The 21,759-nt window shown below is 67.6% G+C and carries 23 protein-coding genes and 1 pseudogene; 9 read left to right on the top strand and 15 right to left on the bottom strand.

Annotated elements, in window-relative coordinates:
- Positions 1-216 precede the first annotated feature (216 nt).
- Complete coding sequence (locus JOD27_RS43650; protein WP_204768282.1) at positions 217-681, top strand: hypothetical protein; 465 nt, start codon at positions 217-219, stop codon at positions 679-681.
- A gap of 1,013 nt (positions 682-1,694) precedes the next feature.
- On the top strand, positions 1,695-2,252 hold the full coding sequence (locus JOD27_RS43655) for a hypothetical protein (protein ID WP_204768283.1): 558 nt from the start codon (positions 1,695-1,697) through the stop codon (positions 2,250-2,252).
- Between the two features lie 5 nt (positions 2,253-2,257).
- On the opposite strand, the gene JOD27_RS43660 is transcribed toward JOD27_RS43655, so the two are convergent.
- Entirely contained in the window at positions 2,258-2,515 is a 258-nt protein-coding gene (locus tag JOD27_RS43660) for a hypothetical protein (protein ID WP_204768284.1), read from the bottom strand.
- 1 nt (position 2,516) lies between these two features.
- Here JOD27_RS43660 and JOD27_RS43665 point away from each other — a divergent pair, with 1 nt between their 5' ends.
- On the top strand, positions 2,517-2,822 hold the full coding sequence (locus tag JOD27_RS43665; protein WP_204768285.1) for a 3'-5' exonuclease: 306 nt from the start codon (positions 2,517-2,519) through the stop codon (positions 2,820-2,822).
- On the opposite strand, the gene JOD27_RS47355 is transcribed toward JOD27_RS43665, so the two are convergent.
- Positions 2,738-3,214 (bottom strand): ATP-binding protein, encoded by a 477-nt coding sequence (locus tag JOD27_RS47355; protein WP_372441816.1) that lies wholly within the window; start codon positions 3,212-3,214, stop codon positions 2,738-2,740. The two genes, JOD27_RS43665 and JOD27_RS47355, sit on opposite strands and share 85 nt — an antisense overlap.
- A 41-nt stretch (positions 3,215-3,255) precedes the next feature.
- On the opposite strand from JOD27_RS47355, the gene JOD27_RS43675 reads away from it, so the two are divergent.
- Positions 3,256-3,486, top strand: coding sequence for a hypothetical protein (locus JOD27_RS43675; protein WP_204768287.1), 231 nt, complete (start codon positions 3,256-3,258; stop codon positions 3,484-3,486).
- Between the two features lie 638 nt (positions 3,487-4,124).
- Here JOD27_RS43675 and JOD27_RS43680 read toward each other — a convergent pair.
- From JOD27_RS43680 to JOD27_RS43695, 4 genes are all read right to left on the bottom strand, one after another.
- The gene (locus JOD27_RS43680) at positions 4,125-5,039 is read right to left on the bottom strand and encodes an acyl-CoA desaturase (RefSeq protein ID WP_204768288.1); all 915 of its coding nucleotides are present in this window, start codon (positions 5,037-5,039) and stop codon (positions 4,125-4,127) included.
- A 234-nt stretch (positions 5,040-5,273) separates the two neighbouring features.
- Positions 5,274-5,477: a cold-shock protein gene (locus JOD27_RS43685; RefSeq protein ID WP_204768289.1), complete on the bottom strand. Its 204-nt coding sequence runs from the start codon at positions 5,475-5,477 to the stop codon at positions 5,274-5,276.
- An 803-nt stretch (positions 5,478-6,280) separates the two neighbouring features.
- Complete coding sequence (locus JOD27_RS43690; RefSeq protein ID WP_204768290.1) at positions 6,281-7,063, bottom strand: GAF and ANTAR domain-containing protein; 783 nt, start codon at positions 7,061-7,063, stop codon at positions 6,281-6,283.
- A gap of 267 nt (positions 7,064-7,330) precedes the next feature.
- Positions 7,331-7,675, bottom strand: a complete 345-nt coding sequence (locus tag JOD27_RS43695) for a MerR family transcriptional regulator (protein ID WP_204768291.1) — start codon at positions 7,673-7,675, stop codon at positions 7,331-7,333.
- A gap of 815 nt (positions 7,676-8,490) precedes the next feature.
- Between JOD27_RS43695 and JOD27_RS43700 the strand changes: the two genes are divergently transcribed.
- Positions 8,491-8,943 carry a PilZ domain-containing protein gene (locus tag JOD27_RS43700; protein WP_204768292.1) on the top strand — a complete coding sequence of 151 codons (453 nt, stop codon included), beginning with the start codon at positions 8,491-8,493 and terminating at the stop codon, positions 8,941-8,943.
- Positions 8,944-9,291: 348 nt separating this feature from the next.
- Here JOD27_RS43700 and JOD27_RS43705 read toward each other — a convergent pair whose 3' ends face one another.
- Positions 9,292-10,722, bottom strand: a complete 1,431-nt coding sequence (locus JOD27_RS43705) for a hypothetical protein (RefSeq protein ID WP_204768293.1) — start codon at positions 10,720-10,722, stop codon at positions 9,292-9,294.
- Between the two features lie 281 nt (positions 10,723-11,003).
- On the opposite strand from JOD27_RS43705, the pseudogene JOD27_RS47405 reads away from it, so the two are divergent.
- Together JOD27_RS47405 and JOD27_RS43710 are read left to right on the top strand one after the other, a co-directional pair.
- Positions 11,004-11,090, top strand: a pseudogene (locus tag JOD27_RS47405) (transposase); the annotation flags it as partial.
- A 141-nt stretch (positions 11,091-11,231) separates the two neighbouring features.
- Positions 11,232-13,358, top strand: coding sequence for an MMPL family transporter (locus tag JOD27_RS43710; RefSeq protein ID WP_204768294.1), 2,127 nt, complete (start codon positions 11,232-11,234; stop codon positions 13,356-13,358).
- A gap of 281 nt (positions 13,359-13,639) precedes the next feature.
- Here the strand turns inward: JOD27_RS43710 and JOD27_RS43715 are convergent, their stop codons facing one another.
- From JOD27_RS43715 to JOD27_RS43750, 8 genes are all read right to left on the bottom strand, one after another.
- The gene (locus JOD27_RS43715) at positions 13,640-14,362 is read right to left on the bottom strand and encodes a CHAP domain-containing protein (protein WP_204768295.1); all 723 of its coding nucleotides are present in this window, start codon (positions 14,360-14,362) and stop codon (positions 13,640-13,642) included.
- A gap of 490 nt (positions 14,363-14,852) precedes the next feature.
- Positions 14,853-15,650 carry a maleate cis-trans isomerase family protein gene (locus tag JOD27_RS43720; RefSeq protein WP_204768296.1) on the bottom strand — a complete coding sequence of 266 codons (798 nt, stop codon included), beginning with the start codon at positions 15,648-15,650 and terminating at the stop codon, positions 14,853-14,855.
- 23 nt (positions 15,651-15,673) lie between these two features.
- Positions 15,674-16,345 (bottom strand): transglutaminase-like domain-containing protein, encoded by a 672-nt coding sequence (locus JOD27_RS43725; protein WP_204768297.1) that lies wholly within the window; start codon positions 16,343-16,345, stop codon positions 15,674-15,676.
- The gene (locus JOD27_RS43730) at positions 16,338-17,507 is read right to left on the bottom strand and encodes an acyl-CoA dehydrogenase family protein (protein ID WP_204768298.1); all 1,170 of its coding nucleotides are present in this window, start codon (positions 17,505-17,507) and stop codon (positions 16,338-16,340) included. The genes JOD27_RS43725 and JOD27_RS43730 overlap by 8 nt, the downstream gene beginning before the upstream one ends.
- Positions 17,508-17,577: 70 nt before the next feature.
- Complete coding sequence (locus tag JOD27_RS43735) at positions 17,578-17,952, bottom strand: ectoine synthase (protein WP_204768299.1); 375 nt, start codon at positions 17,950-17,952, stop codon at positions 17,578-17,580.
- 47 nt (positions 17,953-17,999) lie between these two features.
- Positions 18,000-18,257 (bottom strand): acyl carrier protein, encoded by a 258-nt coding sequence (locus JOD27_RS43740; RefSeq protein WP_204768300.1) that lies wholly within the window; start codon positions 18,255-18,257, stop codon positions 18,000-18,002.
- Between the two features lie 3 nt (positions 18,258-18,260).
- On the bottom strand, positions 18,261-19,724 hold the full coding sequence (locus JOD27_RS43745) for an AMP-binding protein (RefSeq protein WP_204768301.1): 1,464 nt from the start codon (positions 19,722-19,724) through the stop codon (positions 18,261-18,263).
- Positions 19,725-20,035: 311 nt separating this feature from the next.
- Positions 20,036-20,503, bottom strand: a complete 468-nt coding sequence (locus JOD27_RS43750) for a MarR family winged helix-turn-helix transcriptional regulator (protein WP_204768302.1) — start codon at positions 20,501-20,503, stop codon at positions 20,036-20,038.
- A 308-nt stretch (positions 20,504-20,811) separates the two neighbouring features.
- Between JOD27_RS43750 and JOD27_RS43755 the strand changes: the two genes are divergently transcribed.
- On the top strand, positions 20,812-21,393 hold the full coding sequence (locus JOD27_RS43755; RefSeq protein WP_204768303.1) for a DsbA family oxidoreductase: 582 nt from the start codon (positions 20,812-20,814) through the stop codon (positions 21,391-21,393).
- Positions 21,394-21,411: 18 nt separating this feature from the next.
- Positions 21,412-21,735 (top strand): DMT family transporter, encoded by a 324-nt coding sequence (locus JOD27_RS43760; RefSeq protein ID WP_204768304.1) that lies wholly within the window; start codon positions 21,412-21,414, stop codon positions 21,733-21,735.
- Positions 21,736-21,759 lie beyond the last annotated feature (24 nt).

A 21,759-nucleotide genomic window follows, 5' to 3' on the forward strand; every position in this document is an offset into this window, starting at 1 on the left:
CATCCAAAACCTGCCACGATCGCGCGTCATAGAGTTGCCGTTGCCGTACCTGTGTGGAAGGGATGCCGCATCTTGGTTCAACCTGCCTATCGAACGCAACGTCATGTGCTTCGGCCGGACTGCCATTGGCACCACGTTGAACGGTTCGCGGACTCCCTGGCATGGCCGCTGGTTCACAGCTCACAGCGCGATCAGGCGGCCGGGGTCGACGGGCAGATGGTCTGGCAGTCAGCAGACGGCGTCTCGATCCACTACGTCATCGACGCCACGGCTGGGATCGGTTACGTGACGCTCGCCGGTCCGGACGAGGTGACTGTGGGCCGGTTCGTCTCGGAGGCGGTGAACGCTCTGAGTCCCTGGACTCTGGAGCAGCTCTTCCGGGAATTCGACCGAAGCGAGGATGTCGTGGAGCGAGGCAGGCTGACTCTGCGGATCGGGCTGGCCGCGCCCGCAGCGTCCAACACCGGCTGTCTGCAGCGCATCCAGCAGTCGCTTACACATGTTGACCCGAGAATCCGGCTGGCCGCCGTCTGGGCTGCCTCGTACACCGGGTACAGCGAGTTCACTTCCCTTGTTCGAGATACCGCCGAGTCAGATCCTGAAGAATGGCTGCGAGTACGGGCGGCCAGCGTCGTGGACGCGTTCGAAGCAGCGAACCCGCACGGCCCTGATGCGTCCTGACCGCGGGGGCCTGTTTAGGGATCAGTGTTGGTGTGGCTTCTCGGCGCGTCTGATTGCGGCATGACGGGACGTCCTTGTGCGTGTTTCCTCGCGGGCTCGGGTAGCGCCTCAGGGTCCGATCGTTTGCGCGGACGCACGGCCCATCCACCACCACTTCGATGTTTGCAAGAAGTCGATGCTTCAACTGCCGTCGCCACGCTGAACGCCGTTGCCGCGAAGGTGATCAGCTACGAGCAACAGTTCGGCATGTGGCCGTCAGTGCTCGATGGGCAGCCCGTGCTGCCTGGTGATCTCGTGTTCTACGGCACCTCGCGCAGAATCCACCACTTCCGGCCTCTCCCTGGGGAGCGGCAAGATGATCAACGCGACCCGGCGCGGGACCCGTGTGGGCCAGGTGCGTCCGTTGTCCCGAGGTCAGATCGTGCACGACGAGTGGCTTTCCTGGGCTTGCGACCGCCACGAGTGTGCGGTCGGGACTGAAACGGCCTGTCGTCCCGCTGGCCCCGACGTCCGTAGTGCCGGTGCGGCGTAGTCGATCGACGACCCTTTTCACGTTGTCCTCCAAGGCCAGCGCCAGCACCGCGAGCCGAAGCCCGCGTTGAACCAGCCGGTGGCGACGGGGAAGGCGGCCATCGCCCGCGGCGACGATGGTCACGACAGTGTGGAACACGGTGACTCCCCTCAGATGTGTCACCTCATGGACGCCGACCGGGCGCAGATGGTGACTTCCGGCCGGAGCGCCTGCCGAAGGCAGGTCATTGGACCCTTCCGATTGATTGCCGGCGAGTTCACGGTGGGCAGTGCTGCGGCAAACCGAGGGGTGGTCTCAAGATCTGTCACTAGGAGGTTGCATCATGCAACGGACCGTCCTGGTTTTCCCCGTTTTGCAAGGAAAAACCGACGCCGAGGTTCGCTCCATCGCCGACCGGTTCCGAGCGCGACCGGACGAATACGCTGAGTCTCGCCACCGGCTCGGTGTGACGCTCGAACGCGCGTACCAACAGAAGACGCCCATGGGTGATTTCGTGGTCGCCTACGTCGAATCCGAGCTCGGTTTCGGCGAGTTCGTTGGAGCGGCCGTGTCCTCGGACCTCGCGATCGACCGGTTCTTCGTGAACTCGGTCCGTGAGATCCACGGCATCGATCTCACGCAGCCGCCCGCCGCTCCGTTGCCGGAGACCATCGGAGTCTGGACCGACCCCGAGGTCACCACGCGCCGCCGGGGCATGGCCTTCACTGCCCCGACGCTGCCAGGAGTCGCCGATGCCGGACGTGCGTTCGTCGCGGACGCGTTCAGCCGTGACGACATGACCAGGTCACGGCGCGCGTTGGGGCACAACGTGGAGGTCGTCACCATCACGGCCACTCCTGAAGGCGACATCGTCGGGGTCTACCTCGAAGGCGACGACCCGTGGGACGGTAACGCGAGACTGGCGGCCTCCGAGGATCCGTTCGACCTGTGGTTCAAGGGAGAGCTGGCGAAGCTGTTCCCGCCGTTCGTCGACTTCTCGCAACCGATCGCCGGCGTGACGGAGATCTTCGACTCGGTGGAGTTGCACGTACTGGCCTGACCACCCTACGAGACCAGCGCCGGCACGACCGCTGTGAGGTGTTCTTGCAGGTGTGCGTGCCGGAACTGGTAGGTCGGCCGTGGCACTCCGCGTTTGTGCATGTCGTCGAGGAGCATCAGCCGCCACGGCAGAACCCACGTGCCGATGAAGCCGACGCCTCCGATCGCGCCACCGTCGCCCGGTTTGTGCTCCCGCCCAGCAGCACCGCGAGTACCCCTGCGGCTTGGGGACGAGCACCACGCGATCTCGCGGCTCTGCGCCACGGTGATCAGCCATCTGGTCGCCTTGCTGACCGTGGACGACGGGGCGACCGGCAACGACGTTCGATCGTGGCTGGTCAAGCCGGAGAAGCCGATTACCTCGTTCGTGCGCAAGATCCACGGAATCAGCAACGAGGACGTGGCGAACTGCCCGCCGTGGACCTCGGTTGCGGCGGAGGTCGAGTCGCTGCTGTCCGGGCGGACGCTGATCGCCGCTGTGGCGGACTACCTGCTCGCGCGGCAGTTCATCTCCGCCCACACGACTTTGCTCGTCGTGGTCACGTTGAAGCCCCATCCGCGGGACAGCTGATCCACGAGAACCAAGCCACGACCACGTTCCCCGGCCACCCCCGAAACCCGCAATCGAGGGAGATGCGTCCGGTCGCCGTCTTCAACGTCGATGTGCAGCAACGAGTTCGGCAGATGGCACAACCGGAGGCTGATGGGCGGCTGGCCGTGGTCGTAGGCGTTGCTGACCAGTTCTGTGACAAGCAACTCGGCGTCCTCCACGCAGTCGGTGTCCAGATGGGACAGTGCCTGCCGCACAGATCGCCGAGTGGTGGTGTCGCATCGCTGCTCAGGTCCAAGTCCAGGACAAACCCGCGATGCCCGGTGGAAGAGGCTGTCACAAGTCCCTCCAGGTTTTCGGTGCATGCGCGGGCCTATATGCCGTGTACCCGACTGCGGCCGGTCAACACGCATCACGAGCTGTCGCCCGTGATGGCGCGCAGTACTGTCAGGTGATGACCGATGAACAGGGTGGCCCCGCTCTCCAACCGACGCTGTCCGAGTGGCTCAAAGCCCGCGAGGAGACAGCGCGCCATCTGGCCGCAGGTGCCACGCCACCCGTCGACGCGCGGTGGGTCCAGTTGCTCGCTGACCTGCTCGCCACCGAGCGTTCGTGGCAGGACCAGTACACCGAACTCATCGCACTCGGCAGCACGGATGGGCAGTTTCCCTCGTCCAACCGCTGAGGCTCGCCGACACCCACCATCGCGAAGAGGTGTAGTGTCGAGGATGGGGTCGATGCGTTTCGCATCCCCAGTCATCCACGCGCCGTGCAGTCACTCCGGTTACGCATCACTCGCGACGACCACGCACGAGACGCGAAGAAAGCTGCAACGATGAGAAATTCTTCTTTGCCCTGTCCCCGAACGGAAAGCACCCAGTGACCCTGCACCCTGCGTACCAGCTGTTCAGCCATCCCGAGACGCATGACCCAGTTGCGACATCCAGTTCGCCCGAGCCTGAACAGCCGTCCTGGACGAACCTGTTCCAGGAACCTGTGCCGACCCAGCGAGGTTCCTCAGAGCGCTGAGAGCACGTTCGCGATCTTTCACGTGAGCTCCCTGCGTTCTGCGCCCAGCGCGTCCACATCGATCCTTCCGGCGACAACCGCTTCGGCGACGGCGCTGAGGTGCTGGTGCCAGCTTCTCGAGCAGCGGCACCGAGCACCGCACCAAACAACACCGGCACCCCGGAGCTCAAAGCGTCCTCACCTGGACCTTCGCCCAGCACGAACCTCAGGTTCTCGAGGCACCGGCCTGTCGCGTTCGTGGCGTGTCGCGACTCGCCCCGCCCCGTGCCGTTCATGAGTGTCAGCTGAGCCCGCTCACTCCGCTGCTCGGACAGCGGTGCTCTTGAGCTTGCGGGCCAGGCGCTCCGGCCTCGGCCATCGCACGTCGGTGACCCAGCCGAGTCGTTCGAAGATCCGGATCAGGCGCGCGGAGACGTCGATCTGGCCCCGGCGAACCCCGTGGCGGGCGCAGGTGGGATCGGCGTGGTGGGAGTTGTGCCACGACTCGCCCATCGACAGGATCGCCAGGGGCCAGAAGTTCGCCGACTTGTCGCGTGCCTCGAACGGGCGATCGCCGATCATGTGGCAGATCGAGTTGACCGACCAGGTCACGTGGTGCAATGCCGCGACCCGGACGAGTCCGGCCCAGAAGAACGCCGTCAGCGCACCCCACCAGCTCCACGTGATCAGCCCGCCGAGCACCGCGGGAGCGATCAGCGTCACCGCGGTCAACGCCGGGAACCACCGGTTGACCCGCTGCATGTCCGGATCGGCGAGCAGGTCGGGGGCGAAGCGTGCGGCGTTGGTCAGTTCCCGCCGGAACATCCAGCCCATGTGGGCGTGCCAGAAACCCTTGGCCAGTGCGACGGCCGATGTGCCGTACAACCACGGCGAGTGCGGATCGCCCTCGCGGTCGGCGTAGGCGTGGTGCCGGCGGTGATCGGCGACCCAGCCGATGATCCGGCCCTGCATCGCCATGCTGCCGGTCATCGCGAGCGCGATCCGCAAGGCGCGGCTGGCTTTGAAAGCGCCGTGGGTGAAGTAGCGGTGGAAGCCGACCGTCACGCCAAGACACGTCAAGGTGTAGAAGAAGACGGCGATCCCGACGTCCGCCCAGCCGAGGCCCCAGCCCCACGCCAGCGGCACGGCGGCGACGAGGGCCACGGCCGGGATGACCGCGAAGAGCTTCACCAGGAACATCTCGAACGGGGTCTTCTCGCCCGAGAACATCGGTTGTGGTCCAACCTGAACTCGGGGAACTGATGTGCTCACGCCACGAACCTCCAGAACGGCAGCCGCATCTCCGCCGCCGGGGTCTGGGGCGATCGGGGTAGGTGACTCGGAAGTAATGGCTACCCCGGTCGTGGTGGTGACGAAACCCCACGTCACTTCATCCACAGTGGACGGTACCGGGCGCGGTCGGCGGCCGGTTGCGCGAGAACCGGCCGCCGGTTCGTCAGCCGGTCAGAGCACGCGCACAGAGACCGCTCGCGGTCCCTTGTCGCCCTCGCCGATCTCGAACTCCACTGGCTGGTTGTCCGGGATGCCCTGGAAGGCGTAGCCACTCACCTCGGAGTGGTGCAGGAACAGGTCCGGCCCACCGTTCTCGGGCGCGATGAAGCCGAAACCCTTGCTACCACTGAACCACTTGACGGTACCTCGGTTCATGCACGTGCTCCTTCCACAGGCCGGAACACGTCGAACGCCTCCGGGAAAGTCGGGGTGGTGTGCTGGTCGTGCCTCGGGACCGCGCCGCAGGAGCCCGGTGGCAGTGTTGCCAGGCCGAGCATGGACAGCAGTTCACGGCAGTCGCCCGCATCGCGAGCGTGTTCCGCCACTCGTCTGGCGGCCTGGCGTTGTTGGACGATTTCCGCTCGTTCCGCGGACAGTCTTGCTTCGGCGAAATCGACGGCTGCGCGGGATCTGGAAGGGGGAGGCTGGCTGTCCGGCAACAAGCCGGTGCTCCTGTCTCCGGCCGGAGGACCACCGGACCGGACGGGATCGGGGACCGCGTCGGCCGGATGCCGTCGGCTGGACCCCAACCCGTCCCACAGTAGCCGAATCTCTCATGCCGTGGGTCGGAGCCGGCTACAGGTTGCCACCAGGTCATCGAGCCCGTGTCGCCACACAGGTCGCACTGATGATCACGCTCCACGATGGTTGGCGTGACAGCCACGGTTCCGGCCCGAGAAACCCCGTCATCAGAACGGGTGAGGCACTGAACGGTTCGCCGCCGCTGTCCACCGGCGCTCAGGCCCTGGAAATCGTTCGCTCCCGTCTCCTCGGTTTGAATGCACGGTGTGGACGGGGTATCCCGGCGTCGCCGGGTCCGAGTTCTGCTGGACGCGGTCAGGTCCGCGCGAATGGTCTGGCAGGCTGAGCGTTGTCGTTGAGCAGCCAGCGGCCGCGTGGATCCGGTAGCGCGGTGCGGGTCCGTCCCCGGCGGCCCGCACCGCGCCCGCCACACCAGTTCAGCTCTTCCTGACCGAGGCGAGCATGCTCCGCACGATCTCGCGCAGCTTGATGTTCTGGGTCTGCGAGCGCTCGACCAGCATCGCGAATGCCTCGTCGGCGCTGCAGCCGTGCACGGCCATCAACATGCCCTTGGCCTGATCGATCTCGGCGCGGGAGTGCAACGCGGTTTCCAGCTGCGTCAACCGGTTGCGGGTGTTCTGCCACAACTGGGAACTGGTGATCGCGGTACACACAACGGTGGTGAACAACCGCATTAAGCTCTCGTCGAACGGGTCGAACGCGGTGTCGGTGACGCTGTACAGGTTCAACGACCCGACCAGCTTGTCACCATCAGCGCTGGTCACCAGCAGCGGCACGGACAGATAGGCGCAGATGTCGAGTCGGCGGGCCGTGGCCTCGAACTCAGGCCACGCGTCGAGGTGCTGGCCCACCACCGCGCGGACGGCCTTCCGCTCGGTCGCGGCCTGCAGGCAGGGACCGCGATCGGCGCCGTACTGCACCTGGTCGGCCTCGATGAGGCGGTCCTCGGTCGCCGCCGCGGTGTAGACACCGTCTTCGGTCACCACGGTTATGGTGACGCCATCGGCGTCGAGGATGGCCCGCATGGCGCTGTCGGCAAGCCGGTTGAGCACCTCGTCGAGTGGCTCGGTGAGAGTGAGGACCTCACGTAGGGCCTCGAGCGCGTCGGCGGCCTCGTCGAGCCGTTCGACCGGGTCCGGACGCCCGTCGTCGAGGGTGTCCTGCTCGTCGTCAGCACTCCGCGCCTCGGATCGCTCCATGCTCGCTGCCTTCTGTCGGCCTCAGTGGTGAGGCGGCGATGTGATGGGCAGATCGTAGAACTGCGGTGCGATGAACTGATCCACGAAACCGCACGGCATCAGGAGAATCCGGTGGCGCGGCCGGCGCGCCGGATGGACGCCAGAGCGGTCGGCAGCGCTCGAAGCGCTGCAACAGCTCTGGCCTTCATCCTCGTGGCAGCGTCGTGGCCGCGAGTCGTGGTGGCCCGGTCTGCCCGGTCACACACCCGCAGAGGCGGGTACGGCTCGTCAGGGTTGTGCGGGCGGCGTCTGGGAATTGAGGTTCCTGGCTTCGTCGAGCTGGTCTTCCAGGGTGACGATGCGGCAGGCGGCGTCCAGGCCGATGCCCTCGTCGACCAGTGCCCGGACTCGGGCGGCCAGCCGGAGCTGTGTGCGCGAGTACCGGCGATGCCCGCCGGCGGAGCGTTGCGGTTCGATGAGCTTCGCCTCGTCGAGGCTGCGCAGGAATGCCGCGGTGGTGCCGAGCATGTCCGCGGCGCGGCCCATGGTGTAGGCGGGGTAGTGGTCGTCGTCGAGGTTGTCGGCCGCGGTGTGCGGCTGGGTGGGTTCTGGCTGGGGTGTCTCTGGGGTCATCGCGCCTTCACATCACGAGGGGCCCCGATGCGTGATAGCACCGGGGCCCCAAGGGTTTGTGGGTTTCACTTCCATCAGCCGGCCGTGAGGCCGACTCCTTCTGTCCGCATCACCCGCGCCGAAGGCGCGTACTGCGGGGATCGTTGCTTGTGCTTAACCGAAGACCACCTGCCAATCTCGATGGAACTGCGGTACCCGCCCGGCGAAGTTCAGCCGGAGGCGGGCGATCCGATGGCGTGCAACCCTTCCCTTCTCCTCTGGTACCTGACTCTTCTGTTCTTGCGCGGCCGTCGGCGCCGGGCCTCGTGCACCCGCCGTTCATGCTCGCCGAATGGCCTCGGTGGCTCGCCGGAGCCCGTGCTGCAAATCGGCCCCGGCAAGCCACCGTCTGGCACTGCGGTACTGCGTCTTGCACTTGCGGCTGTCGGCTCCGGGGTCGTGCGTACTGCGGTCGTGCTTCCGGTATTGCCCTGCCGACTGCCCTTGGTCGCCCTGCCTGAACCTCTTACTGCTGGTCGGTTCCGGCTCGTTCGACCGTCCTGCTCTGACTCACGGGTAGTTCGTCATCTCCCGTGCCGATATGACGTTCTCTTTCTCGAGTCGTGAAGGACCCTACATGCCGGGGGAGGTGAATGTCTACCTCCGCGAGTACAGGTTTGCTCGACCAGGTGACATAGGCCTGCTGACTGTGGCCTGTACCGGTTGCCGATACGGCGTGCCGGGGGACACATCCAAGCTGCGCTCTAGCCCGCGGTCTGGCGGCCGCGAACGCCGAGCAGTACCTCGCCCAGCGGGTCCGCTGGGGAACCGGGGCGATGCAGGTGCTGCCGTGGTTGGCCCACGGCGCGGCGATCTGGGTCGCGGTCAATGCCGTCATCCTCACCGCCGCGGTGCACCGGATCCGCCGACAGCGCTTCGGCGCCGAACGCCGCGCCGCCGTGCGCTTCGAACGCACCGGAACCATCACCGTCGACGGCGCGCTCTGCCAGATCCGCGACGTGTCACTCACCGGGGCCTCCATCGCCGCCCCCGACCGGCTGCCGGCACCGGGACAGCAGGTGCACGTCCGACTCCGCCTCGGCAACACCACGATCAGCATGCCCGCCACCGTCCAATCCACCGTCGGTGACGACCGTCAGATCGCCGGCCTGAACTTCTCCACCATCAGCGCCACCCAGCAGGCCGAGCTCGCCCTCGCCCTGTTCGCCACGGGCAGCATCCCCACCCTCACACCAACCCGGCCCACGGCCGAACAGCACGCTGCGTAGCAGAGGCTCGTCCACCCGCCGGCGGACTCCCTCGCAAGGCCGATCCCCGCCCAGAGCCCACCCGTCCACGACCCGCGTGCCGAGGTCTTCCTCTGTCCATTGTGGAGATAGAGCTGTCGGCCTGATTTCCATCCGCCTGGCCGAGCGCAAATGTTGAACCGGTCTGCCCACCTTCGCGCAGTTGTGGACGGCGATCAGAAGGAATCCGCTCCCACTCCGTGCTGCCAAGGCTCATCGGCGCTGCCTCGCCTGAGGCCAGCGTGCATGCTCGGCGACATAGAGCGGATATAACGGAGTTGCAGTCGCGGCTGCGCACCGGGCTCCTGGCACCGCTCGACAACGGTGACGCTATGCCGTGTTCGTCTGCCCTATTGCTCGCCGCAGCGCGGTTTCCATCGCCACACGGCGCGGGTCGCGGAACGGGACGGGCCGTAGCACCGAGTCCAGCCGCTCGAACACCGGCCGCTTCCAGCTCCGGAAGTGCACGACCGCCTGGAAAATCGCTCCCATCTCCGTACTCGTGCTGAGCGACCTCCCCGTCTGGAGCCCGTCGAGGATGGTCGTCGTCCCGGCTTCTCCCCGTTTCCTGCGCAACGCCGCTCGGTACGTCAGAGACAGGTTGCCGACCTGCCTGTCCGAGTCCGTCAGGTACGGAGGCAATCTCCTGTTCTTCGGCAGTCTCTTGTGAGCCTCTTCACGGAACTTCTCGTAGTCCTCCTCGTCCATGGGCACGAGGAGGACCAACCTCTCCGGCGGCAATGTCGTCATCGCCTCTTTCAGTTCCCATAACGTCCCCTCGCCCATGCCGAGCGAGATGACCGCCAGCCGCGCCTTTGCCATGAGCGCCTGTACCGGCGCCTGCCACCCGTCGAACGGCAGATAGAACCGCTCTGCTCCCACCCTCGGCAACGCCTCCGTCGGATCACCCACCGCGATCACGCGCCCGTACTGCTTCAGCACCTCGACGAGCTGCTCTTCCTCGCTCGCGCCGGAGATCAGGAAGTGGGACAGAAACGGCGTCCCGGCGCGGGGATAAGCCCGGTCGAGGAACCCGTCCTCCATGAACCACCGCAGGTACAGCACGAAATCCTGCTCCAGCTGGTAGTTGGTGAGGATCTTCACGAAGTGTCGGCGCCCCCGGCGCACCAGATTCAGCCCGGCGACGTGGACTGGCCCGGACAGCACTACGGCCATTGGCGTGATCTCCGTGTACGGCAACGGCGCCGCGGTGAGCAAGTCGATCGTGAGGTACCCGCTCAACGCCACACACACCGCGCTGATGGCCGTTCCGGCCACGATCAAGGCCGCGCCTGCCGCTCGTGACTGCGCCTTGCGCGGATCGCGCTTCTTCGTGCGTTTGCCAAGCCCCTTGGCGGGCAGGTGCCGTTCGCGTGCGAGGCGGATCGAGACGTAGACCGCCGCCGCCGTGGCGCCGCTGACGAGTGTCCCCAGCACCTCGAGGTTCCGGCTTGACGACCTGCCCACGAACGACAGCGTGTGGCCCCACAGATGCCAGTCCTGTGAGGCCAGCCAAGCCATTCCGGCGAGCATCACGGCGCCGGTCGCCGCTTTCAATGTGCCGGACACGATGCCGGCCTTTCCGATCCCGATGTGTTCCTCTGCGGACCTTGGCGGGGACATGGAGAACGGAGCCGGCCCGCCCGCAACCATCCTGCGGCCGGCCTGGATCCGGAAGAGGCCGACGAACAGGGCGTCCGCTGCGAAGACGTTCCACACGCAGGCACCGATGGCGATCAGACCGAACCCGATGACGTCCACCTGGTCACCGTGACAGGCCGGTTCGCGAGAGAGAACGGAAACAAGGTGATGTCGCCTGTTCGGCGCACCCCGGCCTGGACCCGACCGGCAACCGCTCGAACTCACGCAAAATCCTCGTCGGCTGCAGGAGCTGACCAACCGGCTGCTGGAGGCCGCGCTCAAGGGCGAGATCACCGATCACCTCGGCTATGACAAGCACGAACCCAATCTCGACCGGGCCGACATCAGTCAGCACGGTCTTGGGCCGGACGCCGTCAGGCGAGTTCCCGGTCCCGCGGCCGACCATCTCCACGTCCACCGACAAGGTGATCGAGGGCATGGTCGAATGGCAGAACCGGCCGCTGGACGCGATCTATCCGGTGATCTTCAGCACCCTCACCTGCTCAACGCCTAGGGACGTCGGGGGCGACCGGCGGGAACGTGAGCGGCTTCGGCGAACTGCACCCGTTTGGACGACAACCGAGCATCGCCGCACATCAGACCCACTACGGTGAAGGCTTGTGGGGTCGATGGGCACACCTGACTGCCGGGCGGCCGCAGTCGTCGCGGCAGTGGGTAGGGCGAGCGTCCGGCACTGGTTCGTGGTGATCGGCGGGTGGGTGCTCCTGGTGCTGGCGCTGGTGATCGGAGCGGGGGTCATCGGCTCGCCGACGGACAACGACGTGAGCCTGCCGGGCACCGACGCGCAGTTCGTGCGGGACCTGGCCGCGTCCGGTGAGGCTTCGCTCAGCACTGGAACCGTCATCCTGGTGGCGAAAGGCGGACGGCTCGACGGCGGTGTGCTGGCGGCGACCGCGGCGCAATTGCGGCAGGCCGGGCACGTGACCAGCGTGAAGCCGCCCGCGGCGAAAGACGGGTCACTGTCCGCGGACGGTCGGACCGGCTGGTTCACCGTGGGCCTGGACGTCCGCCGGGCGGAGATGACGAAGGCAATGGCGCAGTCCGTCCTCGACGCCGCCGAGCCAGCCAGGGACGCGGGCGTCCGAGTGCTGCCCGGCGGTGGATTCGCTCAGGTGATGGATGGTTCCGGCAGTACAAGCAACGAGTACTTCGGTCTGCTCCTGGCCGCCGCCGTGCTGTTCCTCGCGCTCGGCGGCCTTCTCGGCGCGGTGCTGCCGTTGCTGTCCGCGGCGCTCTCGGTGGTCGCGACGCTGGAGATCGTGGGGCTGGCCGGAAATCTGACGCCGATGCCCGCCCAGGCGTCGACCCTGGCCCTGATGATCGGCCTCGGTGTCGGCATCGACTACTCGTTGGTCCTGCTCAACAGGTTCCGCACGCTGGCCCGCGAGGGCCTGTCGGTGCCGGATGCCATCGAAGGCGCGGCCGGCGACTCGGGCACGGCGGTGGTGATCGCGGGCGTGACGGTCGCGGTCGCGCTCGCGAGCCTGAGCCTGACCGCAGTGCCGCTGCTGCAGACGCTGGCCTGGACGTGCGGGATCGCGGTCTTCTTCGCCGTTCTCACCGCACTCACGCTGCTGCCCGCATTGACCTCGCTCGCCGGAGCCCGGCTGGCCCGCGGCGGCAGACTCCACAACCGGCTGGCGCGCGGCACCGGCTCCGGCGGGTTCTGGGCACGCCAGGCCGATCGAGCGACCAGGAGCCCGTGGCGCGCGGGCGGAGCCGCGGTCGTGCTGCTGGCCCTGCTCGCCGCACCCGCGCTGGACCTGCGGCTCGGCCAGCTCGACGCTGGGTCCTGGCCCGAGGCCACCGCCGTTCGTCAGGCCGACGACGCGATCTCGGCGGCATTCGGTCCCGGCGCGAGCACGCCGCTCATCGTTGTCGCCCAACTGGACACGCCGGTCAGCGGCGCCCACGACCCCCGCATGGCACCGCTCGAGGCGATGGTGCGAGCTCAGTCCGGGGTGGCGTCCGTCGGCCCGGCGACACCGTCCGCCGACGGGCGGATAGTCACGGTCCAGGTGATCGCCTCGACCTCTGGCGGCGATCCCGCGACGGCGGATCTCGTCCACCGCCTGCGAAGTCAGCCCGTGCCGGGCATGACCGTGCACGTCGGCGGCAACACCGCCGCCAGGGTCGATCTCGCCGACCTCGTCACCGACAAGCTGCCACTCGTCATCGGAGTCGTCCTGCTGCTATCGGTCGCGGTGCTGCTGTTTTCCTTCCGAGCGCCACTGATGGCGTTGAAGGCGGCGGTGATGGACCTGATCTCCATCGGCGCGGCCTACGGCGTCCTCGTCGTGGTGTTCACCTGGGGCTGGGGCGCGACGTGGATCGGCCTCTCCGGTCCGGTGCCGATCCCGAGCTACGTGCCCCTCATGCTCTTCGCCCTGCTGTTCGGCCTGTCGATGGACTACGAGGTGTTCCTGCTCCGCGACGTCCAACGCCGCTACCGCCTGACCCACGACAACCTGCGCTCAGTCCGCGAGGGCCTGCTCGGCACCGGCCGCGTGATCACCGCGGCGGCAGCCATCATGGTCGGCGTCTTCCTCGCGTTCGTGCCCAGCAACGACCCCGCGATCAAGATGTTCGGGGTCGGGCTGGCGGCAGCGATCGCCGTGGACGCGACCGTGGTCCGCTGTCTGCTCGTCCCGGCCACCATGGCGGCGCTCGGCGACCTCAACTGGTGGACCCCAGGCCGCAAGCAGGGCCGCGCCGCCGTGCCGACCACCGGATGAGGTGCGTTGTGGCGGTGAAGACGACACCGACGGTGGCCATGCTGCGATCCCGTCGACGATGTAGACCGCTCCTGTCGTGGGCAGAAGTTCCTACCGACACGCGCACCGCCCCCGAGCGGCGGAGGTGATACCCGCTCAATCCACGGCACAGCGGCGACGTGGTAGCACCTTGACGGCGGTGGGAGCAGGGCATGCTCGAGCACCGCGATCAGTGGTACGAGTGGGCTGCGAAATCAGCCGGGCGGGACGATCCCGCCCGGCTGGCTGAGGTCACGGCGTGGTCAGGGACGCACGCCGCCGTAGAAGGTCTTGGTGCTGAGCGCACGGGTGACCCGCTTGACCTTGTTCGACGCGTTGCCCTCGATCAACGTCACCTTGCCGGCCTTGACGTCGATCTTCTCGACGATGCCGATGTGCTTGCTGGTGCTCGGGCTCGACGGGCCGGTGCCGAGGAGCAGCACGTCACCCGGCTTGGCGTTCTTCAGGCGCTTCTTGCTGTAGGCCTTCTTGTGCTTCTGGCCCCACTTGTAGACGTCACCGGTGAACGCGTACTGCGGGATGCCCACGCCGGCCTTCCGCCAGACCCAGGTCGCGAAAAGGGCGCACCAGGAAACGCACTGCTTCGAGTACTTCTGGCAGTTGCTGCCCATCGGCTTCTCAGCGGTGCCGATCTCCTTCCGGGCGGCCTTCACGATCTTGTCCCGGGTGCTCGCCGGCGCGGCCGCGGCCGTCGCCTCGTCATCGAACGGGGTCGGGTCGAGCTCGGCCGTCGTCCGGGCCTTGTCCTCCTCGAGGAACTTGGCGAGCTCGGCGCCGGTGATCGGCTGACCGTCGACCTCCTCGACCTGGATCACGGCCGGCGTGACCTGGTCCGGGTCGGCCTCGGCGCCGGTGGCTGCCGCGGCGGGTGCGACCGCGCCGAGCACCAGGCCCGCGCCAACCCCCAGCAGCACCAGTCGGCGGCCCAGTCGGCTGACCCGGCTGGGCTGAATCTTCGTCTCCATCGACGTTTCCCCTCGTTGTCCTTCGGATCGGCATCGCCCCAGTCGGGGTGGGGTGGTGCCGGTCGCCGTGCGTACCGGCGACGCGAAGACAAGGTCGCCCAGGCTGCCTAACGTGCGCCAAAGGAACCGGAAAGGCTCTGATCCAGGGCGGTGACGAGGGAGCCGATCGAGCTGTCGGCGACGGGTGGCAGGCGGGATGAGCGCGCTCGAGCAAGGCGATCAGCGGCATGGTGCGGACTCGTGAGCTTTCGCCGCTGAGCAGTGCCTGATCCGTTGGCCGGATCGGACGGCGGGTTGAGCAGGCGAACGCCTCTGAGCGGAGACCACCGCCGGACGGCCTCATCCCCGCCGGTCGGGACGACCTGGGAGCACCGTCCCGCCCAGTTCGACATCGGGGATCGGGTAGCGCGCCTCCCGCGTCGTGTCCGCCAGGAGGCACGTCCGGCACACGGCCGGACGTGCCTCCCGTCAGCCTGCCGCTCGCGGCCGCTCAGCTCGGCGAGACGGTGAACAGCCGGCCGTAGGAGGTGATCTCCGAGGCCAGGTGTGCCGCGTCGGCGAGGTGCAGTGCGTGCCAGAGCAGTACCTGGTTGGCGGTCAGGACCGCGAAACCGCAGTCGCGCTCCAACTCGTCGATCACGCCCACCGCCCTGATGCCGTTGCCCGCCACGAGGACCGCGTCCGGCTCGGCCTCGGCCACCGTGGTGCGGATCCAGTCGGTCAGCGCCTCCGGTGTGATCAGCTTCTGGTTGCTCGGCAACCCGCACGGGCCGTGCTGGACGACCTCGAAACCGAACTCGGCGAAGTAGTCGGCTCCCAGGCCGGACAGCTCGTCGTCGAACCAGGGCGGGTTGACGATGGCGACGCGGCGGGCGCCGAGAGCGTCGAAGCCCGCCACCGCCGCCTTGGTGGTGCCCGTGATCGGCAACCCGCGGGTGTAGCCCCTCAACCGGTTGTACAGCTCCTTCTCACCGGCCGGGCCGAGCACGTACGCCGAGCTGGTGAAGCCGAGCGCGATCGCGTCGAGGGGCGCGGCCGCGAGCAGTTCGACGGCGGTGTCGACGTGCGGTGGCTCGACGAACGCCCGGACCGGCGCGTGCGGGATCTTCGGATCCATCTCGCCCCCGGCGCGCATCGCGCCGAAGTGGACGCGGGAGCCGTGCACGACGACGTCACGCGGTGCGAGGGCCTGCAGTTCCGATTCCGGCCCGACGTCGGCGTGGGGCACGACCACACCGATCCGGGCGCGGGCGCCCCAGCCGTCCGGGGCCGGAGTGGGTTCGGTCATGGCGATGTCCTCCTTCCGTGCGGTCACCTGGCGGCCTCGGCGGCAAGGGAACCACCGGACACGGTGCCAGTGCCGTCCGAATTCAGGAAGTCGGGGTGGTTGGTCCTCATCTGGTCCATCACGAACTCGTACGGCAGGTCGTCGAACCCGCCGTAGTCGACCAGGAACTCCATGTTCTTGCGCCCGTCGGCGTCGAACGGGTGGTACAGGCTGTCGCTGGTGCCGTCGAACTCCAACGGCGTGAGCCCGTACAGCTTGCACAGCAGGCCGTTGAACACCGGTGTCGCCTTGACCCACCGCCCGTCGAGGTGGACGGCGGTCAGCCCGTGGAAGAAGACGTCGCCACCGATGTGCTTGCGCAGCCGGTCGGACGCCAGGTGGTTGCGGACCTTCCCGTAGTGCAGCCGCGCGGGGATGCCCACCGCCCGGCAGCACGCCGCGTAGAGCACCGACTTGTGCAGACAGAAGCCCTGCTTGCGGGTCGCGACGTGGCTGGCCTTGAGCCCGTCACGGGACAGGTCCGCGTCGTAGACCTCGTAGAAGACGTCGTCGCGGACCGCGTAGTAAAGCGCGATCGCCAGTTGCCGCTTGTCGGCGCCGCGGTCGGGCACCACGCGGTCGATGAACTCCTGGACGGGCACGGACTCGTGGTCCAGGAACTCCGTGGGCTCGGTCAGCCGCGTGAGATCAGCCACGGCGCACCCCCTCGCCGGCCGGGGAACCGAGGCCGAGCAGCGACGCGATCCTGTTGCGCTGCACCTCGTTGGTCCCGGAGTAGATCGTGCCGCCGACCGCGTTGCGCACGTCCGCCTCCACGCCGGTCGCGCTGAGGAAGCCGGAGCCGCCGAAGATCTGGACCGCGTCCAGCGCGGTGCGCAGGTTGGCCTCGCTCACCACGGTCTTGGTGGCGGCCACGTCGATCGACGCGTCCTCGCCAGCCTCGACCTTGGCCCCGGTGTCGTACAGCCACTTGCGGGCCGTCTCCACCGCGATCTTCATGTCGGCGATCTTGTGGCTGACGGCCTGGTACGCGCCGATCGGCTGACCGAACTGCGTGCGTGTCCTGGCCTGTCGCACGCACCGCTCCAGCCGGTGCGTCATCTCGCCGAGGGTGATCGAGAACGACAGCAGGATCTCCCGCTTCATGATGTGGTCCAGGATGAGGAAGCCCGCGCCTTCCTGGCCGACTCGGCGGGATGCGGGCACCCGCACGCCGTCGAGGGTGACGGCGCCGAGAGGCGAGGTGCGCAGGCCCATCTTGTCCAGCGGTTCGCCGATGCGCAGGCCCGGCGTGTCGCGCTCGACCAGGAAGCAGCTCAGCCCGAACGGACCTGGGGGCCCGGTGCGGACGTAGAGCAGGAGCAGGTCCGCGATCGGCGCGTTGGTAATGAACATCTTCTCGCCGTCGAGGACGTAGTCGTCGCCGTCCCGACGGGCTGTCGTGGTGATACCGGTGGCGTCAGAGCCGTTCGTCGGCTCGGTGATCGCGTGCGCGGTGATCAGCTCACCGGAGATGATCTTCGGCAGGTAGGTCGTCGTCAGTTCCTCGTTGCCGAACGCCTGCAGGACCAGGCCGACGCTGACGATCTGCGTGGAGGTGGAGAAGTTGAGCCCCGCGTCCCGACTGGTGTAGCCGAGCCCTTCCAGCGCCCGCATGGTTTCGGTGAGCGATCGGCCCTCGCCGCCGTACCGCCGTTCGAACGGGACGGCCAGGATGCCGCTGCGCTGGATGGTTTTCCACTTCTCCCAAGGGAACTCGCCGCGGTCATCCAACGTCGCGTTGTCACGGTTGAGGTCCTCTGCCCAGGCGGCGACGGTGTCGAAGGTGTCGGTGGTGGTGTCGGTGGTCGCAGTCATGGTGTTCCAGTCCCTCGCTGGTGCCGTGGCTGGGGCCGCCCGACCGGCGCGCGGCCCCACCGTGAACGGATCAGTACTGGGAGAACCCGTCTTCGGACAGGTTGTGCTTCTCGTCGCCGCTCAGCGGCGGATTGAACACCGAGATGAGCCGGAGGTCCTCGTCGTCGGAGGCGACGAGGTAGTGCGCGTCGTGCTTGTCCAAGGCGTAGAGGGTGCCCTCCATGATCTTGTGATGTTCCCCGTCGGCGGTGACGACCTCACCGGAACCGCCGATGCAGTAGCACGCCTCCAGGTGACGGCGGTACTGCAGGGCGCTGGTGGTGCCTCGGCGCACCAGCGTCTCGCAGACGGTGAAGCCCATGCCGTCGGACTCGGTGAGCAGGCGGTGACTCGTGCCGTTGCCCCACTCGACAGGGGCGATCTCGTCGTAGCTGCGGACGATCACGTGTTTCTCCTGGGTGAATGGGTTTTCGGTAGTTGCGGGTTTCGCGGTCAGCCCGACGCGGCGACGGGCGACTGCCGGATGAAGGCGCAGATGTGCTCGATGTCGCGGAAGTTCGACGGTAAGAGCGGGATGTCGTCGACCGGGATGGCGTAGGTCTTGCTGAGGTGCGAGATCAGTCGGACGAGCCCGAGACTGTCGACGACGCCGTTCTCGATGAGGTCGAAGTCGTCGGTGAGGTCGGGAACGTCCTCGCCGGACAGGAACTCGGAGACGATGTAGTCGCGGATCTGGGTTTCCAGGTCCATCAGTCAGCCCTTCATGACGGTTTCTTTGATCAACTTGCGATCCGGTTTGCCGGTGGAGGTGCGGGGCAGGGGCGCGTCGCCGATCCGGATCGTGGACGGGATGGCGTGGCGGGGCAGGGTTTGCGCGCCGTGGCCGCGCAGTTTGAGCGAGGTCAGGCCCGATCCCGGCTTCCGCTCGACCTCCGCGTGCAGGCGGTGCCCCGCCGCGTCGTCGGGGACGGCGACGACCGCGGCCGCCTCGACCTCCGGGTGGGAGGCCAGCACGGCCTCGACCTCCAGCACGTTCGTGCGGATGCCGCGCACCTTTACCTGGAAGTCGCGGCGTCCTTCGAGGACGAACGTGCCGTCGGCGTTCCGGGTCGCCATGTCGCCGGTCCGGTAGAACGGTCCGCCGACGCCGTCCGGAGCCGGACGGAACACCTTGTCGTTGAGCGCGCTCTGCAGGTACCCGCTCGTTTGGAACGGTGTGCGGACCAGCAGTTCACCGGTTCCCGGCTCCTCGATGACGGCGCCGTCGTCGTCGAGGAGCACAGCCTCCACACCGTCGACCGGCCTGCCGATGGGAATGCGCGGTCCCGCCGTCGCCGGGTCGACCTCGTGGATGAAGCTGTCGTTGGTCTCGGTGCACCCGAAGACGTTGTACAGCCGGGCTTCCGGGAACGCGCGAACCAGGCGCGGCAGGAGCCGGTGGGGGAGCGCCTCGCCGGTGAAGACGACCGTCCTGGTGGGGAAGGTCGCGGTCTCGTCCTCGGTGAGCAGTTGGTAGAGCAGCGGTACACCTTGGACGAACGTGACGCCGTGGTCGGCGACCAGGCGACGAAGCCGGCCACCGTCCGCGCTCGCTGCCGGTTCCACCAGGACGACCCGGCCGCCCAGACGCAGGATGACCCACACGTCCAGCAGCGACAGGTCGAAGTTGAACGGCGCGTAGCTGAGCGAGACGTCGTCGGCGGTGAGGGCGAACTGCTTCGTCGCCCACTCCGCGAAGTTGTCGAACGCGGACTCCGGGACGGGGACGATCTTCGGTGTCCCGGTGGAGCCGGACGTGGTGAACAACACCTTGGTACGGCTCGGGTCGACGGGCTCGAAGCCCTCGGGCGCGGCGCCGTCGACGACCGTCCACTTCGGCCGTCCATCCGCGCCTGCGGTGAGGACGTGCGAGCACCTCGCCTGTTCGCAGATGGTGCGCAGCGCCGACGGGCCCAGTTCGGACGATGGCACGAGAGCGCTGGTGCCGACGGAGAAGCAGGCGATCAGCAGTGCGATGGTGTCGATCGACTTGTGCGCGGGAACGCACACCGGTCGGTCAGGGGTCACGCCGAGCGCGGTCAGTTCGGCCGCGTACCGCTCGGCGAGCCCGGACAACTCGCCGTAGGTCACTTCCCGGTCTCCGCAGACGAGGGCGACCGACCGGGAACGGTTCACCGCGTGTTCGGCGAGGTGACCGAGCAAACGCGACGAAGGCACGGTTCCTCCTCGGGAGCAAGCAGTGCTGCCAAAAGGTGGGGGGCTTCGCTGAGCGAGGGACCGGCGCCGCGTGGCGCCGAAAGGTCGGGATGCCCGCTGAAGCGGCAGGGTTCGCCCCGGCTGATCTCTCAGCGGTCCCGGCCGTCCTGTCGCTGCGCGGCAACAAAGTTAACCAAAGACACATGCACAGTCAAGCAAATAACTTCATGCCCGACGCGGATCACAGATCACCGCGCCCGATTGCGGCGAATGGCGGACCGCCTTCTTCCTGTGGTCTTCACCCGCACTGCTGCGCGAGGAGCACGTCGACGTCAGGTTGCGCTACGGATGGCCTGGACGAGGCGGGCCAGCCCCTGGTCGGCGCCCGCGGTGTTCAACGCTGAGCTGAGCGCCTCGGCGTAGGTGGCGCTGGCGGCGATGTGCAACTGCCTGCCCTCGTCGGTGATGACGGCGTAGACGCCCCGCTTGTCGTCGGGGCACAGGTCGCGGCGGGCGAGGCCGAGTGCGTCCAACCGCGCGACCAGGCGGGTCACCGAGCTCTGGCCCAGGCCGATCCGGTCGGCCAGTTCCTGCATCCGCCACTCGCCGGCTGCCGACTTCGACAGCTCGGCCAGTGCCCGGTACTCCGACAGCCCGACGCCGTGGCGCCGCTGCAGCACCTGGGCGAGCTGGCGTTCCACGAAGACGTGCAAGGTCAGCACCCGATTCCAGGCGGCCTGGTCGGAGGCGGCCAGGTTGGAGGCGGCGGCTTCGGTGGATCGACTGGGTGCTGCGCTCATCTCGTCACCTGCGGTTCTCTGATCGGCCAGTCAAGTACATGCTTGTGCAACATTCTAGACGCGTCGTCGAGTGGCCCAGGGCAATCCTGCGGGTACATGCACGCGATCGGGCGGCGCGGCGCCGGTCGAACCGGCTCGATGGCGCTGTTCCGGCCGGCATAAGCGCTGGAATCCTCGGAGATTGTCCATGTACGAGCATGGGTCTCGTCAGAGACCCTCTGGCCACCGTGTCGAGAGGGCTTGACAAGAGCTTGTACATGCATGCAAATAGTAGTGCAGCATCGCTCCTGAGGATCGGGAGAGGAGACATGAACCCACCCGAGGTCGTCGTCTACTTCGACTACGTGTGTCCCTACTGCCTGCTCGCTGAGGACATCATCGAGAAGGCAGCGGCCGAGGCGGGGGCCACGGTCACGTGGCGGCCCTACGAGCTGCGGCCCCACCCGAACCCCACCCTGCGCCCGGAGGACGAGTACCTGCCCCGGGTCTGGCGGAGCTCGGTCTACCCGATGGCCGAGCGGCTCGGGGTGCCGATCAAGTTGCCCACCGTGTCACCGCAGCCCTACACGCATCTGCCGTTCGAGGGTTCGTTGTTCGCCGAGGAGCACGGCCGGGCCAAGGAGTACCACGGCGCGGTGTTGCGGGCGTTCTTCCAGCAAGACCGCGACATCGGGCAGCCCGAGGTGCTGAAGGAGATCGCCGCCGAGGTGGGGCTTCCCGCGGAGGAGTTCGCTGCCGCGCTGGCCGAGCGCCGGTACGCCGAGCGGCACCAGGCCGGCTTGGCGCAGGCCAGGGCGGCGGGCGTGCGGGCCGTCCCGACCATCGACATCGGCTCGCACCGCTTCGAGGGCGTGCCGAATCCCGAGGATTTGCGCAAAGCGTTGAGCTAGCACGGAAAGGAATGCGAGATGCACTGGGTTTACCTGGCGATCGCCACCGTCTTCGAGATCGCCTTCGCGCTGTGCGCGAACGCCGCCAAGGGCTTCACCCGGCTGTGGCCGTCCATCCTCACGCTCGTCATCGGCGCGCTCGGCACGTTCTTCCTGAGCCTGGCGCTCATCACCCTGGACGTCGGCGTGGGCTACGCGATCTGGACCGGCCTGGGCTCGGTCGGCATCGTGCTGCTGGGTGTCCTGCTGTTCAAGGAGCGCCTGAACTGGCGCAAGGTCGTCGGCATCGCCGCCGTCATCGTCGGCGTGGTGGGCCTGGAACTGTCCGGCGCGGCCGTCTGACCCGACGCGCCACCGAAAGACCTG

Source organism: Lentzea nigeriaca (assembly GCF_016907955.1).
Taxonomy (GTDB): Bacteria; Actinomycetota; Actinomycetes; order Mycobacteriales; family Pseudonocardiaceae; genus Lentzea; species Lentzea nigeriaca.